General features: G+C 69.0%; 14 protein-coding genes. 13 read left to right on the forward strand and 1 reads right to left on the reverse strand.

Features of this window, described 5'->3' with window-relative positions; genetic code table 11:
- The first annotated feature begins 15 nt into the window (after positions 1-15).
- From ftsW to AC3WLZ_RS06285, 11 genes are all read left to right on the forward strand, one after another.
- Complete coding sequence (gene ftsW / locus AC3WLZ_RS06235; protein WP_492469472.1) at positions 16-1,275, forward strand: putative lipid II flippase FtsW; 1,260 nt, start codon at positions 16-18, stop codon at positions 1,273-1,275.
- A gap of 55 nt (positions 1,276-1,330) precedes the next feature.
- Positions 1,331-2,404 carry a UDP-N-acetylglucosamine--N-acetylmuramyl-(pentapeptide) pyrophosphoryl-undecaprenol N-acetylglucosamine transferase gene (locus tag AC3WLZ_RS06240; RefSeq protein WP_492469473.1) on the forward strand — a complete coding sequence of 358 codons (1,074 nt, stop codon included), beginning with the start codon at positions 1,331-1,333 and terminating at the stop codon, positions 2,402-2,404.
- A gap of 103 nt (positions 2,405-2,507) precedes the next feature.
- On the forward strand, positions 2,508-3,914 hold the full coding sequence (gene murC / locus AC3WLZ_RS06245; protein ID WP_412924230.1) for a UDP-N-acetylmuramate--L-alanine ligase: 1,407 nt from the start codon (positions 2,508-2,510) through the stop codon (positions 3,912-3,914).
- A 3-nt stretch (positions 3,915-3,917) separates the two neighbouring features.
- Positions 3,918-4,844 carry a cell division protein FtsQ/DivIB gene (locus AC3WLZ_RS06250; RefSeq protein ID WP_492469474.1) on the forward strand — a complete coding sequence of 309 codons (927 nt, stop codon included), beginning with the start codon at positions 3,918-3,920 and terminating at the stop codon, positions 4,842-4,844.
- Between the two features lie 150 nt (positions 4,845-4,994).
- Positions 4,995-6,173 carry a cell division protein FtsZ gene (ftsZ, locus tag AC3WLZ_RS06255; RefSeq protein ID WP_412924232.1) on the forward strand — a complete coding sequence of 393 codons (1,179 nt, stop codon included), beginning with the start codon at positions 4,995-4,997 and terminating at the stop codon, positions 6,171-6,173.
- Between the two features lie 64 nt (positions 6,174-6,237).
- Positions 6,238-6,921: a YggS family pyridoxal phosphate-dependent enzyme gene (locus tag AC3WLZ_RS06260; RefSeq protein WP_412924233.1), complete on the forward strand. Its 684-nt coding sequence runs from the start codon at positions 6,238-6,240 to the stop codon at positions 6,919-6,921.
- Positions 6,922-6,952: 31 nt separating this feature from the next.
- Entirely contained in the window at positions 6,953-7,423 is a 471-nt protein-coding gene (locus AC3WLZ_RS06265; RefSeq protein WP_412924234.1) for a cell division protein SepF, read from the forward strand.
- Positions 7,424-7,429: 6 nt separating this feature from the next.
- Positions 7,430-7,732: a YggT family protein gene (locus tag AC3WLZ_RS06270; RefSeq protein WP_022877736.1), complete on the forward strand. Its 303-nt coding sequence runs from the start codon at positions 7,430-7,432 to the stop codon at positions 7,730-7,732.
- 122 nt (positions 7,733-7,854) lie between these two features.
- Entirely contained in the window at positions 7,855-8,478 is a 624-nt protein-coding gene (locus tag AC3WLZ_RS06275) for a DivIVA domain-containing protein (protein ID WP_412924235.1), read from the forward strand.
- Positions 8,479-8,487: 9 nt separating this feature from the next.
- Complete coding sequence (gene lspA / locus AC3WLZ_RS06280; RefSeq protein WP_492469475.1) at positions 8,488-9,072, forward strand: signal peptidase II; 585 nt, start codon at positions 8,488-8,490, stop codon at positions 9,070-9,072.
- Between the two features lies 1 nt (position 9,073).
- The gene (locus AC3WLZ_RS06285; RefSeq protein WP_492469476.1) at positions 9,074-9,997 is read left to right on the forward strand and encodes an RluA family pseudouridine synthase; all 924 of its coding nucleotides are present in this window, start codon (positions 9,074-9,076) and stop codon (positions 9,995-9,997) included.
- A 16-nt stretch (positions 9,998-10,013) separates the two neighbouring features.
- On the opposite strand, the gene AC3WLZ_RS06290 is transcribed toward AC3WLZ_RS06285, so the two are convergent.
- Positions 10,014-10,487 (reverse strand): NUDIX domain-containing protein, encoded by a 474-nt coding sequence (locus AC3WLZ_RS06290; protein WP_492469477.1) that lies wholly within the window; start codon positions 10,485-10,487, stop codon positions 10,014-10,016.
- Between the two features lie 99 nt (positions 10,488-10,586).
- Here AC3WLZ_RS06290 and dnaE point away from each other — a divergent pair, with 99 nt between their 5' ends.
- Both dnaE and AC3WLZ_RS06300 read left to right on the forward strand, forming a co-directional pair.
- Positions 10,587-14,051, forward strand: coding sequence for a DNA polymerase III subunit alpha (gene dnaE / locus AC3WLZ_RS06295; protein ID WP_492470948.1), 3,465 nt, complete (start codon positions 10,587-10,589; stop codon positions 14,049-14,051).
- A gap of 98 nt (positions 14,052-14,149) precedes the next feature.
- Entirely contained in the window at positions 14,150-15,430 is a 1,281-nt protein-coding gene (locus tag AC3WLZ_RS06300) for a hypothetical protein (RefSeq protein ID WP_492469478.1), read from the forward strand.
- The last annotated feature ends 60 nt before the right edge of the window (positions 15,431-15,490 follow it).

The following is a 15,490-nucleotide window of genomic DNA, read 5'->3' on the forward strand; positions in this document are numbered from 1 at the left end:
CGAGGGGAACACCGCGTGACCACCACCGCACCCCCGCCCCGCCAGGCGCCGGATAGCGAGCCGGCCCGTTCCGGCCTCGCGGCCCGCGTCTCCCTCGGCCGCGCGTTCCAGCCCGTCCCGAGCGAGTTCCTGCTGATCGCGTCCGCGGCGCTGCTCCTCACAGGCTTCGGGCTGGTCATGGTGTTGTCGGCGACCTCGGCCGCCGACGGAGGGCAGAACCCCTTCGACCACGTCCTCAAGCAGGGGATCTTCGCGGTGGTCGGCATCCCGCTGATGTTCGTCCTCAGCCGGGCGCCCATGCAGTTCTGGAAAGGCATCGCGTGGCCCGTCCTCATCGCGGCGACGCTGTTCCAGCTGCTCGTGTACGTCCCGGGCCTGGGCATCGAGTCGTACGGAAACCGCAACTGGGTGCAGATCGCGGGCTTCCAGTTCCAGCCCGCTGAGTTCCTCAAGCTCGCCCTCGCCCTGTGGATGGCCACGGTCCTCTATCGGAAGCGCCGCCTGCTGACCTCGTGGAAGCACGTGTTCATCCCGGTCGTCCCGGTGGCGGTGCTCGTGATCGGGACGGTGCTCGGCGGTCGCGACCTCGGCACGGTGATGATCCTCGTGCTCGTCGTCCTCGGCGCGCTGTTCTTCGCCGGGATCAAGCTGCGGATGTTCATCGTCCCCGCGGTGCTGTCGATCGCGGTCGTCCTGCTCTCCGCCTTCGGCAGCGAGAACCGCATGGCGCGCATCGCCAGCCTCTTCGACCCCGACGACGCCTCCTGCTACTACACCTCCTGCTACCAGTCGCTGCACGGCGTGTGGGGTCTGGCGAGCGGGGGAGTGCTGGGCCTGGGCCTGGGCAACTCGAAAGAGAAGTACGACTGGCTCCCCGCGGCGGCGAACGACTACATCTTCGCGATCATCGGGGAAGAGCTCGGGCTCATCGGCTGTCTCGTCGTCCTGGTCCTCTTCGCGCTCTTCGCCGTCGGCGCGTTCCACGTCGTCCGTCGCACCGACGACGCGTTCGTGCGCATCGTCGCGGGGGGAATCACGCTGTGGATCGTCGGTCAGGCGCTCGTGAACGTCGGAGTCGTGCTCCGCATCTTCCCGGTTCTGGGCGTGCCGCTGCCGTTCATGTCGCAGGGCGGGACGTCACTGCTGTCGGTGCTGATCGCGTGCGGCGTCTTGCTGTCGTGCGCGAGGACGCTGCCTGATCGACGCGCCGTCACGGCCACCCCGGTACGGGCGACCAGGCGTCGTCGCACGAGCTCGGCGCAGCCTACCGAGTGACCGCGAGCGGGTGGCCGTGGGATCCGGGGTCCGTCGCTCTCGTTAGGGTCGAAGGGTGACGACCACCCTTCTGGCCGGCGGCGGGACCGCCGGGCACGTGAACCCGCTCCTCGCCGTCGCCGACGGCCTCCGTGCCCGCGCATCCGACGACGACGTGCTCGTTCTCGGGACTCGCGAGGGGCTCGAGGCGCGACTCGTGCCGCTGCGCGGGTACGAGCTGCTGTTCGTCGACAAGGTGCCTTTCCCGCGGCGTCCCGACCGAGCGGCCGCGGCGTTCCCGTCCCGGTTCCGTCGAGCGGTGGCCCAGGTGCGTCGCATCATCCGCGAGCGCGGTGTGGATGTCGTGGTCGGCTTCGGCGGGTACGCCTCGGCGCCGGCGTACGTCGCGGCCCGGTGGGAGCGCGTGCCCTTCGTCGTGCACGAGGCCAACGCAAAGCCGGGGCTGGCGAACGTCCTGGGAGCGCGAGCGGCGGCCGGTGTGGGCGTGGCGTTCGAGGGCACTCCCTTGCGCGGGGCCCGTGTGGTCGGCATGCCGCTGCGCCGCGAGATCGTCGAGCTCGACCGAGACGCCCTGCGTCCCGAGGCCGCCGCGCATTTCGGGCTGGATGCCGCGGCCCCCACGCTCCTCGTGTTCGGCGGGTCGCTCGGGGCGCAGCGTCTGAACGAGGCGTTCGGCGGGGCGTGGCGGGACGTGCTCGACGCCGGGTGGCAGGTGCTGCACGTCACGGGCGAGAAGTCCGACCTCCCGGATCCCGGCGTCGCGGGCTACGCCGTCGTCCGGTACGTCGATCGGATGGACCTCGCCTTCGCTCTGGCCGACTTCATCGTGTCGCGTTCGGGTGCGGCCACCGTGAGCGAGATCAGCGCGCTCGGAATTCCCGCGGTCTACGTCCCGTACGCCGTGGGCAACGGCGAGCAGAGCTTGAACGCCGGCTCCGCGGTACGCGCGGGAGCCGCGCGCCTCATCCCGGACGCCGAGTTCACCGCCGACCGCGTGCGGAGCGAGATCGTTCCTCTGCTGGCCGACGCCGACGGGCGGGCGGCGATGCGCGCCGCGGCGGATCGGACCGGAACCCGCGCGGGCACCGAGAACGTCATCGAGCTCGTCGACGCGGCGCTCTCGCGCTGAGAAGGCCGGCCCCTCCGCGCGCGCTGCGGCCCGGGCGCGGGCGTCGTCAGCACGGGCGCGCCGGGCCCGGGCGGTCGCTCGCGCGACGTAGGATCGCAAGGTCATGATCAGACCCGACCTGAGCCTCCCCATCCCCGAGACCATCACCTCCGCGCACTTCATCGGAGTGGGCGGCTCGGGCATGTCCGGACTCGCGCGCATGTTCCTCGACCGCGGCATCCGGGTCTCGGGTTCCGACCGCTCCGACAGCGCCGCGTTGCGCGATCTCGCCGCCCACGGCGCGACGGTGTACGTCGGTCACGACGCTGCTCACCTCGGCGACGCCGACACCGTTGTGCACACGGGAGCCATCTGGCCCGAGAACCCCGAGTTCGTCACGGCCAAGGAGCGCGGCCTGCACGTGATCCACCGTTCACAGGCTCTGCACTGGCTCATCGGTCAGCGGCGTCTCGTCTCGGTCGCCGGCGCGCACGGCAAGACCACCTCGACCGGCATGATCGTCACGGCGCTGCGCGAGCTCGACGCCGACCCGACGTTCGTCAACGGTGGCGTCATCGCTGACCTCGGAGCATCCAGCGGCACCGGGTCCGACGAGCTGTTCGTGATCGAGGCCGACGAGTCCGACGGCACGTTCCTGCTGTACGACACGTCGGTGGCGCTGATCACCAACGTCGACCCCGACCATCTCGACCATTACGGCTCCCGCGAGGCCTTCGACGCCGCGTTCGCGCGCTTCGCCGACGCCGCTCGTGAGGCCGTCGTCGTCTCGGCCGACGACCCGGGCGCGCGCATCGTGACGGAACGTCTGACGCACACGAACGTCGTCACCTTCGGCGAAGACGCTGCGGCCGACGTACGGCTGAGCGGCATCCGCACCGACGGTCCCGTCTCCTTCACGCTCGCCGCCGACGGCGAGAGCGTCGATGTCCAGCTGCGGGTTCCCGGAGCGCACAACGCGGTCAACGCCGCCGGGGCCGTCGCGGTTCTGCGTGTGCTCGGGTACGGCCTGGCCGAGGCCGCTCGCGCCATCGAGGGGTTCGGCGGCACCGTGCGCCGCTTCGAACTGCACGGCGTCGAGCGCGGCGTGAGCGTGTACGACGATTACGCGCATCACCCGACCGAGGTCGCCGCCGCGCTCTCCGCGGCGCGCACCGTCGTCGGCGACGGGCGCATCATCGCGATCCAGCAGCCGCACACGTACTCGCGCACTCAGGAGATGTACCGCGAGTTCGCCGAGGTCCTGGAGTCGCTCGCCGACCACACGGTGATGCTGGACGTCTATGGCGCGCGTGAAGATCCCATTCCCGGCGTCACGGGCGAGCTCGTGAGCACCGCGTTCGCCGACCCGGCCCACGTCCACTACGTGCCCGACTGGCAGAGCGCGGCGGACTACACCGCACACATCGCGCGTCCGGGCGACTACGTCATCACGCTCGGCTGCGGAAACGTGTACCAGATCATCCCGCAGGTGCTCGAGGCGCTCTCCCGCACCGAGGCCGCGGCGGTCTGAGCCGTGCGTCGACCCTCGCCCCTCCCTCCGACTCCCGGGTCGTCGCCCGGGGCGTCGCAGGATGCCGAGAAGGTCACGACCGCTCGCTCGTCCCGGGTCGTCCAGGGGGAGGTCCTGCCCCTCCCCTTCCCGGCCGACCCTGGCGAGGCCCCGTCGGATCCCGCCGACCTGGGGCTGCGCGACGTGTGGCGCGCGTCACGGGCGCGGCGGCGTGCGCTGCGGGCCGAGGTTCGGCGCTTCACTGTCCGCCAACGTCGGCGTCGGCGCATCTGGATCGGTGTCGGCATCGCTTTCGTCGTCATGGTGCTCGGCACCGCGGGTGCCGCGTACAGTCCGCTTTTCGCCGTCGAGCGCGTCGATGTCGTGGGGACCTCTCAGCTGGATGCCGGGGCCGTCGCCGATGCGCTGAGCGGTCAGGTGGGCACACCGCTCGCGATGGTGGATGAGAGTGCGGTCAAGGCCGCGCTCGTGCGCTTCCCCCTCGTGGAGTCCTACACGCTGGAGGCCCGCCCGCCCCACGACTTGATCGTGCGCGTCGTGGAGCGGACGCCGGTCGGCGTGGTTCAGACCCCGGCGGGATTCACGCTCGTGGACGCGGCCGGGGTCGTCCTGTCGACCACCCCGACCGCGCCTGGCGGGCAGCCCGTGATCGAGGTGTCGGGTGGCACGAACGGCGAGCCGTTCCACGCGGTCGGCCGCGTCATCCGGGCCCTTCCCGACGGCATCCGTTCGCAGGTGACCGGTGTCACCGCCACGACGCCCGACGACGTGACGCTGACTCTCGGTGCGACGGAGACCAAGGTGGTCTGGGGGAGCGACGACCGGTCGGCCGAGAAGGCCCGCGTCCTCGACCTGCTCATGCAGAAGAGTCCGCCCGATCGCACGCGCGAATACGACGTCACCTCGCCCGAGGCCGGCGTCCTCCGCTGATTGTCTCCGAGATAATCCGACACGCCGCGTGTCGGGCGGGCGTGACGGAGGCGTCCGCATACCTTCGAGCTAAGGAATTGCATACCGGGCAATTCTTTAACCCTCAACATGAGGTTTAGAGTTTCAGGTTCGGGGATAACGGAGGCCGGCATGAGCCAGAATCAGAACTACCTCGCCGTCATCAAGGTGGTCGGTGTGGGCGGAGGTGGCGTCAACGCCGTCAACCGCATGATCGAGCTGGGCTTGCGCGGCGTGGAGTTCATCGCGATCAACACCGACGCCCAGGCATTGCTGATGAGCGATGCCGACGTGAAGCTCGATGTCGGACGCGAACTGACCCGCGGCCTCGGCGCCGGTGCGGATCCCGAGGTCGGGCGTCGCGCGGCAGAGGATCACGCGGAGGAGATCGAGGAGGCGCTGCGCGGCGCGGACATGGTCTTCGTCACCGCCGGCGAGGGAGGCGGAACGGGCACCGGTGGTGCGCCGGTCGTGGCCAAGATCGCCAAGTCGATCGGCGCGTTGACCATCGGCGTCGTGACCAAGCCTTTCTCGTTCGAGGGTCGCCGACGTCAGAGCCAGGCCGAGGCGGGTGTCTCTCGACTGAAGGAAGAGGTCGACACCCTCATCGTCGTCCCCAACGACCGCCTGCTCGAGATCAGCGACCGCGGCATCTCGATGATCGAGGCGTTCGCCACGGCCGACCAGGTGCTCCTGGCCGGTGTGCAGGGCATCACCGACCTCATCACGACGCCGGGTCTCATCAACCTCGACTTCGCCGACGTCAAGTCGGTCATGCAGGGCGCGGGCTCCGCGCTCATGGGAATCGGGTCGGCGCGCGGTGCCGATCGTGCCATCAAGGCTGCCGAACTCGCCGTCGAGTCTCCGCTCCTCGAAGCCTCCATCGAAGGAGCGCACGGTGTCCTGCTGTCGATCCAGGGCGGATCGAACCTCGGCATCTTCGAGATCAACGACGCGGCCCAGCTGGTGAAGGAGGCCGCGCACCCCGAGGCCAACATCATCTTCGGAACCGTGATCGACGACACCCTCGGCGACGAGGTACGCGTCACGGTCATCGCGGCGGGCTTCGACGGCGGCGGACCGTCTCTGCGCATCGAGCCGGTGGGCGCGCAGCGACCGGTCTCGGCGCCGGCCGTTCCGGCGATCCCCGCCGACGACGTCGCGCGTGACCTCAACGCCGCCGAGGAGCAGAAGGCGCAGGCGCCCGAGCGCGCGCCCGAGCCCGCCCCCGTGGCTGCACGCGTCCCGGACACGTCCTACGACTCGGGTTTCGCCGATGACGACCTGGACGTGCCCGACTTCCTCAAGTGAGCACGAACGTCTGACGCAGCGGGTCCGGTGACACCGGGCCCGCTGCGTCGTCGAAGGAGAACCCATGGATGCCGCCCTCGCCGACCGGCTCGCCGACGTCGATGCGCGGATCGTCGACGCCGCCCGCGGCGCCGGCCGCGACCCCGACGAGATCACCCGGATCGTGGTGACCAAGTTTCATCCGGTATCCCTCATCTCCGACCTCTACGCGCTCGGCGTCCGCGACGTCGGAGAGAACCGTCAGCAGGAGCTCACCGCGAAGCACCGCGAGGCGGGTGGTCTCGCGGGGCTGCGGTGGCATTTCATCGGTCAGGCCCAGACGAACAAGGCCCGTGCGGTGCGTGCGGCGTCGGACGTGGTCCACTCCCTCGACCGGACGAGACTCGCCGATGCGCTCGACGCCGCGGGTGAAGGTACGGCGCTCGATGTGCTGCTGCAGGTGAATCTGACCGACGATCCCGCTCGTGGGGGCGTCGCCCCGGCGGATGTGGAGGCGTTGGCGACCCACGTGATCTCCCGCGAAACCCTGCGGGTCCGCGGCGTCATGGCGGTGGCCCCGCTCGACGAAGATCCGGCGCGTGCCTTCGAGCGCTTGCGCGCATGCTCCGACGTCGTGAGGCGGGTCGCGCCCGACGCGACCTGGATCTCGGCCGGCATGACGGGAGATTTCCCCGCGGCGATCGCGATGGGCGCGACACACCTGCGGATCGGCTCCGCAATCACGGGTCCGCGCCCCCCTCGCGACTAGCCTCGAAACAGACGAGCGAACGGAGGATGCGATGTCGAACCCGCTCAAGAAGACGATGGTGTACCTGGGCCTCGCCGACGAGGAGGAGACCTATGAGGAGACTGCCCCGCAGCCGGTCGCGCGCAAGCAGTCCGCGCAGCCCGCGCCGGTCGAGAAGGCCGCTCCGGTGACCCCTCTGCACCGGCCCGCCGTGGTGCGGCAGCCGGCCGCCGGCCCCGTGAGCGAGATCCTCACCGTGCACCCCAAGCAGTATCGCGATGCGCAGACGATCGCCGAGAACTTCCGCGAGGGGATCCCGGTCATCATCAACCTGTCGCAGATGAGCGACGCCGACGCGCGCCGCCTGATCGATTTCGCGAGCGGTCTGTCGCTCGGTCTCTACGGACGCATCGAACGGGTCACGAGCAAGGTCTTCCTGCTCTCGCCTGAGAACATCGCCGTCTCCGGCGAGGGTGCGATCGCGCAGGCCGATCCCGAGGCCGCCCCGTTCGCGTCCCAGTAAGCGATCGTGGCCGTCCTGAGCCTGGTCGGCTCCATCCTCAGCGCGCTCCTCTTCATCTACATCGTTCTCCTGTTGGCCCGGTTGGTCCTCGAGTACATCCCGATGTTCAATCGCGAGTGGCGCCCTCGTGGCGCCATGCTGGTGGTGGCCGAGATCGTGTACACGGTCACAGACCCACCCATCCGGCTCCTTCGGCGGGTGATTCCGCCCCTGCGGATCGGCGGGATCGCGATCGATTTCGCGTTCGCGATCACAATGTTCGCGTGCTTCCTGCTGTTGAGCGTCACGCGGTCGCTCGCCGCTCTGTGACCCTGCCATAGCCGTCGCCCTTCGACACCGGAGAAGGGCGGCGGCTATGCTGTTCCGAAGCGGTGTGCCCCGGTGCGACACCCCCCACGTTCCGATTCAGAGCTCTCGAAAGAGGAATCACCATGGCACTGACCCCCGATGATGTCGTCACCAAGCAGTTCCAGCACGTGCGTTTCAAGGAGGGCTTCGACCCCGACGAGGTCGACGACTTCCTCGACGAGATCGTCGTCGAGTGGCGTAAGACGATCGCCGAGAACGAAGAGCTGAAGGCCAAGCTGGCCGCGTACGAGTCCGGCGACGCAGCCCCCGCTGCGCCCGCGGCCGAAGCGCCCCAGGCCGAGGAGCCCGTCGTTTCCGAGGTGCCGGCTCCCGCTCCCGCTCCCGCCGCGGCCCCCGCCGCCGAGTCGGACGTGGCTCCCGCCGCGCAGAGCGCCGGCATCATCGAGCTGGCTCAGCGCCTGCACGACGAGCACGTCGCCGAGGGCAAGGCGCAGCGCGACCAGCTCATCTCCGAGGCTCAGGCTCAGGCGGCATCCATCGTCGCCGAGGCCGAAAAGCAGGGCCGCGATGAGCGCGCCCGTCTCGAGCAGGAGCGCACGACGCTCGAGGGCCGCATCACCGAGCTGCGCAACTTCGAGCGCGACTACCGTTCGCAGCTGCGCACGTACATCGAGGGCCAGCTCCGCGACCTCGACACCGCCGGTTCGTCGTCGGGCTCGACGCCCGTGTCGGCGATCGGTCTGTAGGCCGACTCTTTGCGCAGTCGATCTCCTCTGCGTTCGGCGGCGGCCGGCGCCCTCGTTGCGATCCTCGCGGCGACGGTGCTGGCCGCCGACCAGTTGGCGAAGACGCTGGCCATCGCCAACCTTCCGCCCGAGCGGGTGGTGCCGGTCATCGGCGAAGCCCTGCAGCTGTATCTCGTCCGCAATCCGGGGGCGGCGTTCTCGCTCGGCGAGAGCGTCACGTGGATCTTCACGATCGCGCTCGCGGTCGTGGCCGGCATCATCGTTTACCTCGCCGTTGCCCGGGTGCGTTCGCGTCTGTGGGCCGTGGTCCTCGGACTCCTCCTGGGCGGCGTTCTGGGGAATCTGAGCGACCGGCTGTTGCGTGCACCCGGCTTCCCGGTCGGGCACGTCGTCGACTTCATCTCCACGCCGTGGATGATGCCCGCGATCTACAACGTCGCCGACATCTTCATCGTGTCGATGATGATCTCCGTGGCGCTCCTGGTCCTCTTCGGTCTGCGGCTCGACGGCACGCGAGAGACGCGTGCTTCCCGCGCGGCCGCAGACGCCGCGGACGAGCCGGTCGAGACCCCCGGTGAGCAGGGCGCGCGCTGACATGGACTCGCGGAGTCTGCCCGTTCCCGACGGGCTCGAGGGGGCGCGCGTCGACCAGGCCTTGGCCAAGATGCTCGGTTTCTCCCGCACCTTCGCAGCCGAAGTGGCCGATGCCGGCGGGGTGACCGTTGACGGGCGCACGGTCGGTCGTTCCGACCGCCTCCGCGCCGGGACATGGCTCAGCGTCGAGTGGGAGCCCAAACGCGACCCCGAAGTGATTCCGGTCGAGGTCCCCGACCTCGGGATCGTCTGGGATGACGACGACATCGTCGTGGTCGACAAGCCCGCCGGAGTCGCGGCGCACCCGTCCGTGGGGTGGGAGGGACCGACCGTCCTCGGCGCCCTCGCGGCCGCGGGCTTCCGGATCGCTACCAGCGGCGCCGCGGAACGCCGCGGGATCGTGCACCGTCTCGACGTCGGGACGAGCGGCCTGATGGTCGTCGCGAAGACCGAGCGCGCCTACACGCTGTTGAAGGCGGCGTTCAAGGACCGCACGGTCGACAAGATCTACCACGCGGTGGTTCAGGGCCACCCCGACCCGCTCGCGGGCACGATCGACGCGCCCATCGGGCGGCACCCCCATCACTCGTGGAAGTTCGCCGTCACACCCGACGGCAAGGACTCCGTGACGCATTACGAGACCCTCGAGGCGTTCCCGCGCGCCTCCCTGCTGGAGATCCACCTCGAGACCGGGCGGACGCATCAGATCCGCGTCCACATGGCCGCTCATCGGCATCCCTGCGCGGGGGATCCGCTCTACGGGGCCGACCCCACGCTTTCGGCGCGTCTGGGTCTCACGCGCCAGTGGCTCCACGCTCACCGACTTGCCTTCGCGCATCCGGCGACGGGGGAGTGGGTCACCTTCGACTCGCCCTACCCGGCGGACCTGCAGCACGCGCTCGACGTGCTGCACGACGGCGTCTGACGCGCCCCGGATCGGCTCAGCGGCCGCCCTCGAACCGCGTCGGTCCGCTCGCGAGCGCCGCGCGCACGCGCCCCGCCATATCGGCATCCAGGATTCGTTCGATCTCGGCGATCGGATGCCATCCGACCTCGGTCATCTCGCCGTCGACCGGCTCGGGATCGCCGTCGGTCCACGTGCACGCGAACGTCAGATCGAGGTAGTCGCTCTGGTCGCCGTTGTCATACGTGACGCGGGGGATCTGGTGCACCCAGGCGAGGCGATCGACCCGGATGCGGACGCCGGCCTCCTCCTCGGCCTCGCGGGCGGCGGCGTCGGCGGGTTCCTCGCCGGGGTCGACGATTCCGGTGATCGGCGTCAGCCGGCCGGTGTCGCTGCGGCGACCGAGCAGTAGATCATCGCCGCGGACGATCACCGCGGTGACACCCACCAGCGGCAGCGGCATCGTGCCGACGTGACGGCGGAGTTCCAGGATGAAGTCGGGAGTGGGCACGCGCCCACGTTAACCCCGACCGATGTCGGAGGGGGAACGTACACTCGACGGGTGGCAGCAGACTCCTTCGTTCACCTTCACGTGCACAGCGAGTACTCGATGCTCGACGGGGCCGCGCGCATCGGCCCGATGGTGCAAGAGGCCGTCAAGCTCGGCATGCCGGCGATCGCCGTGACCGACCACGGCAACACCTTCGCCGCCTACGAGTTCTACAAGACGGCGAAGGATGCCGGCATCAAGCCGATCATCGGCATCGAGGCCTATGTCACTCCCGGAACGCACCGTTCCGACAAGTCGCGCGTCCGGTGGGGAACGCCGGAGCAGCAGAGCGACGACGTGTCCGGGTCGGGTGCCTACACGCACATGACGCTGCTGTCCGAGACGACCGAGGGCATGCACAACCTGTTCCGGCTGTCGTCCAAGGCCAGCATGGAGGGCTACTACTTCAAGCCCCGGATGGACCGCGAGCTGCTCGAGACGTACTCCGCGGGTCTGATCGCGACGACCGGATGTCCGTCGGGCGAGGTCCAGACCCGTCTGCGCCTCGGCCAGTACGACGCGGCCAAGGCGGCCGCCGCCGAGTTCCAGGACATCTTCGGCAAAGACAACTACTTCGCCGAGATCATGGACCACGGGCTGTCGATCGAGCGGCGCGTGATGTCCGATCTGCTCAAGATCGCGAAAGAGCTCGACATCCCGCTGCTCGGCACGAACGACCTGCATTACACGCACCAGCACGACGCCACGAGCCACGCGGCCCTGTTGTGCGTGCAGTCCGGCTCGACTCTCGACGACCCCAAGCGGTTCAAGTTCGACGGAGACGGCTATTACGTCAAGTCGGCGGCCGAGATGCGCCAGGTGTTCCGCGACCACCCCGAGGCGTGCGACAACACGCTGCTCATCGCAGAGCGCTGCGAGGTGGAGTTCAACACCTCCGCCAACTACATGCCGCGCTTCCCCGTTCCCGACGGTGAGACCGAAGACAGCTGGATGATCAAAGAGGTCGAGAACGGTCTGCGCGACCGCTACCCCGACGGCATCCCGGACGCGGTCCGCAAGCAGGCCGAGTACGAGACCGGCGTCATCCTGCAGATGGGATTCCCGGGCTACTTCCTGGTCGTCGCCGACTTCATCAACTGGGCCAAGGACCACGGCATCCGCGTCGGCCCCGGGCGTGGATCCGGTGCCGGCTCGATGGTCGCCTACGCCATGAAGATCACCGATCTCGACCCCCTGCAGCACGGTCTGATCTTCGAGCGCTTCCTCAACCCCGATCGCGTGTCGATGCCCGACTTCGACGTCGACTTCGACGACCGCCGCCGCGGCGAGGTGATCCAGTACGTCACCGAGAAGTACGGCGACGAGCGCGTCGCCCAGATCGTCACGTACGGCACGATCAAGGCCAAGCAGGCGCTCAAAGACGCGGGTCGTGTGCTCGGCTTCCCGTTCAGCATGGGCGACAAGCTCACGAAGGCGATGCCGCCCGCGGTCATGGGCAAGGACATGCCCCTCGACGGGATGTTCAACCCCGAGCACCCGCGCTACAAGGAAGCGAGCGAGTTCCGGACGCTCATCGAGACGGATGCCGAGGCCAAGACGGTGTTCGACACCGCTCTCGGTCTCGAGAACCTCAAGCGGCAGTGGGGCGTCCACGCCGCCGGCGTCATCATGTCCAGCGAACCGTTGATCGACATCATCCCGATCATGCGCCGCGAGCAGGACGGCCAGATCGTCACACAGTTCGACTACCCCGCGTGCGAGTCGCTCGGACTGATCAAGATGGACTTCCTGGGGCTTCGCAACCTCACGATCATCAACGACGCGCTCGACAACATCGAGGCCAACCGCGGTCACCCGCTCGTCCTGGAAGACCTCGCGCTCGACGACGTCGCGTCGTACGAGCTGCTGGCGCGCGGCGACACCCTCGGCGTGTTCCAGTTGGACGGCGGGCCGATGCGCTCCCTCCTGCGGCTCATGCGCCCCGACAACTTCGAGGACATCTCGGCGGTGCTGGCGCTGTACCGCCCCGGCCCGATGGGCGTGAACTCGCACATCAACTACGCGCTTCGCAAGAACAAGCAGCAAGAGATCGAGCCGATCCACCCCGAGCTCGAGGAGCCTCTGGCAGACATCCTCGACACCACCTACGGCCTGATCGTCTACCAGGAGCAGGTGATGGCCGTCGCGCAGCGCGTGGCCGGTTACACCCTGGGTCAGGCCGACCTGCTGCGCCGCGCGATGGGTAAGAAGAAGAAGTCCGAGCTCGACAAGCAGAAGGAGATCTTCTTCGGCGGTATGACCGAGCGTGGATTCTCGGACGAGGCGCAGCAGACGCTGTGGAAGGTCCTGGAGTCCTTCGCCGATTACGCCTTCAACAAGGCCCACACCGCCGCGTACGGCCTGGTCTCGTACTGGACGGCTTATCTGAAGGCCCACTATCCCGCCGAGTACATGGCCGCGCTGCTCACCAGCGTCGGCGACTCGAAAGACAAGATGGCGGTGTACCTCAACGAGTGCCGCCGCATGGGGATCCGAGTGCTTCCCCCGGACGTCAACGAATCGATCCGCTACTTCGCGGCCGTCGGGGAAGACATCCGCTTCGGTCTCGGAGCCGTGCGCAACGTGGGCGCGAACGTCGTCGACGGGATCGTCGCCGCGCGTGAGGCGGCGAAGTACAACTCCTTCCATGACTTCCTGTCGAAGGTGCCTCTGCACGTGGCCAACAAGCGGACGGTGGAGTCCCTGATCAAGGCCGGGGCCTTCGACTCGCTCGGCTCGACGCGCCGCGCACTCGTCGAGATCCACGAAGACGCGTGCGAGGGCGCCGTCCTCGACAAACGGCGGGAGGCCAATGGCGAGGTCGGTTTCGACTTCGACTCGCTGTGGGACGAGCCCCAGCAGGTGACCAAGGTGCCCGATCGGCCCGAATGGACGAAGAAGGACAAGCTCGCGTTCGAGCGCGAGATGCTCGGTCTGTACGTCTCCGACCACCCGCTCGCCGGCCTCGAGGTACCGCTCGCCAAGCACGCATCCACGTCGATCCACGACTTGCTCGCCTCGGACGACGTCCAGGACGGCGACCAGGTCACTGTTGCCGGACTCCTCACGAGCGTGCAGCATCGGGTCGCCAAACAGAGCGGCAACCCGTATGGAATGGTGACGGTCGAGGACTTCAACGGTGAGGTGACCGTGATGTTCATGGGCAAGACCTACGCCGAATTCGCTCCCGTGCTCCAGGCGGACTCGATCCTCGTCGTGCGCGGCCGAGTGTCGCGGCGCGACGACGGGTTGAACCTGCACGCGCAGTCGGCATTCACACCCGACCTCGAGGGTTTCGACGCGCTCAGCGGGCTCACACTCGTCGTCCCCGAGCAGCGCGCGAACGAGACCCTGGTGGGCGAACTCGCCGAAATGCTGCGTCGGCATGCCGGCGACACGGAGGTGACTCTCAAGCTCCACAAAGGTGGGACGGCGAAGGTCTTCGAGGTGCCGATGCCCGTGCGGGTGACCGCCGACCTCTTCGGAGAACTGAAAGGACTGCTCGGCCCGAACTGCCTGGGCTGATGTACGGGGCAGGTTGTCAACCCCGGGCGACCCCCGCGGCTGCGCGGCCAGTCTCACAATGACGACGGACGCCGGAGGCGTCCGAAGGAAGGACCATCGTGACCGATCGCTACGACGAATCGTCAGCGCAGGGCTTCGATTCGACGCCGGAGGGCGACTCCGAACGCTGGCGGGATGCTCCGCCGCCCGCGGCCGTCTCGGGCGTCACCGAGGGAGTGCGTGACACGCACTCCGACACCGGCGACATCGAGTTCGACGGGCAGGACGATGTCGCCCCGGCACAGCAGATGGGCGCGCGTACGCACGTCAACGCACGTCGCTCGACGCACACCGAGCTGCCCGACTCCGACGACCACGCGGCACACCACGCAAGCGAGACGTCTCTCCCGTCGGACGAGGCGCAACAGTACGGTGTGGGGCCGTTCTCGGTCCGAGAGGTCGTGCTTCTCGGTATCTGGGCAGTGACGTTCCTCGTGTCGTTCTTCCCGCTGAACAACCTTCCGGTGAACGTGCGTGTGCTCGGTGGCGGGGCCAATGTCTGGCTGTCGGGCCTCTGGTGGATCCCCGCCGTCGCACTCCCCACCGTCGCCGTCGGCCTGCTCGTCCTGCGTCGCCTCTCGCCGCAGGGCATTCGTCGGGTCGGATCCCTGGGCATAGACCAGTTCGCCTCGGTCGCCTTCTCCGTTGCGGCTCTCGTCTGGGTCGCCTGGGTCTGGGACACCGTGTCGGTGGTCGCGGAGACCGGGATCTGGACGCGCACCTGGGTCGTGTGGGTCGGTGCCGTCTTCCTGCTGGCCGGCGTCGTGCTGACGGTCTTCGCGCCGATCATCCCGCCGTTCGAGCAGGACTTCCAGGGTCGCCCCGAGACGCCCGCGCACCGGAATGCCCGGCCGGTCCGCGCCGTCGTGAAGCGACCCGCGCGCCCGCGCCCCGTGCGCGCGGCCGCGACGGTCGAGCACGACGGGCCCGATGATGACATCGCGGGGGAGCGCGGTCCGGTTCCCGGGAGCTACACCGGCTCCACCGACCTGCCCCACTCGCCCGAGGCCGAACCTGCGACCTCGGTCTTCCCCGCGCACGGCGACGCGCACGACACCGACGTGATCAGCGCGGGATCGTCGGCACCCTCCGCGCACGCCTCCGAGTACTCCGCCGCGGCGGGGCACGACGACGCCCCCCGCCACCCGCAGCCCCAGGCGTTCTGGGCCCTCGCCCCCGAGGAGCGCGACGTCGTCGACGACTACGGCACCCCGATCTTCCGCATCGGACCCACCGCGTGGGCACTGGTGATCGAGGACCGTGGTGAGACCTTCGTCATCCGCCACGACGACGGCCGCATCGGCTACTTGCACGACGTCGCCGGCGTCACGCGCGGCTGAGCACCGCCTGCGAGCCGCCCGCCCCACGGCGGGCGGCTCGTCGCCGACCGGTAGCCTGGA

The organism is Microbacterium sp. FW305-3-2-15-F-LB2 (genome assembly GCF_058787255.1).

Excerpts from the sequence above, each read along its gene's own strand:
- ftsZ (WP_412924232.1), top strand. The coding sequence starts at position 4,995 with ATGAGCCAGAATCAGAACTACCTCGCCGTCATCAAGGTGGTCGGTGTG.
- dnaE (WP_492470948.1), top strand. The coding sequence starts at position 10,587 with ATGCTCGACGGGGCCGCGCGCATCGGCCCGATGGTGCAAGAGGCCGTC.
- AC3WLZ_RS06260 (WP_412924233.1), top strand. The coding sequence starts at position 6,238 with ATGGATGCCGCCCTCGCCGACCGGCTCGCCGACGTCGATGCGCGGATC.
- AC3WLZ_RS06275 (WP_412924235.1), top strand. The coding sequence starts at position 7,855 with ATGGCACTGACCCCCGATGATGTCGTCACCAAGCAGTTCCAGCACGTG.
- AC3WLZ_RS06285 (WP_492469476.1), top strand. The coding sequence starts at position 9,074 with ATGGACTCGCGGAGTCTGCCCGTTCCCGACGGGCTCGAGGGGGCGCGC.
- murC (WP_412924230.1), top strand. The coding sequence starts at position 2,508 with ATGATCAGACCCGACCTGAGCCTCCCCATCCCCGAGACCATCACCTCC.
- AC3WLZ_RS06265 (WP_412924234.1), top strand. The coding sequence starts at position 6,953 with ATGTCGAACCCGCTCAAGAAGACGATGGTGTACCTGGGCCTCGCCGAC.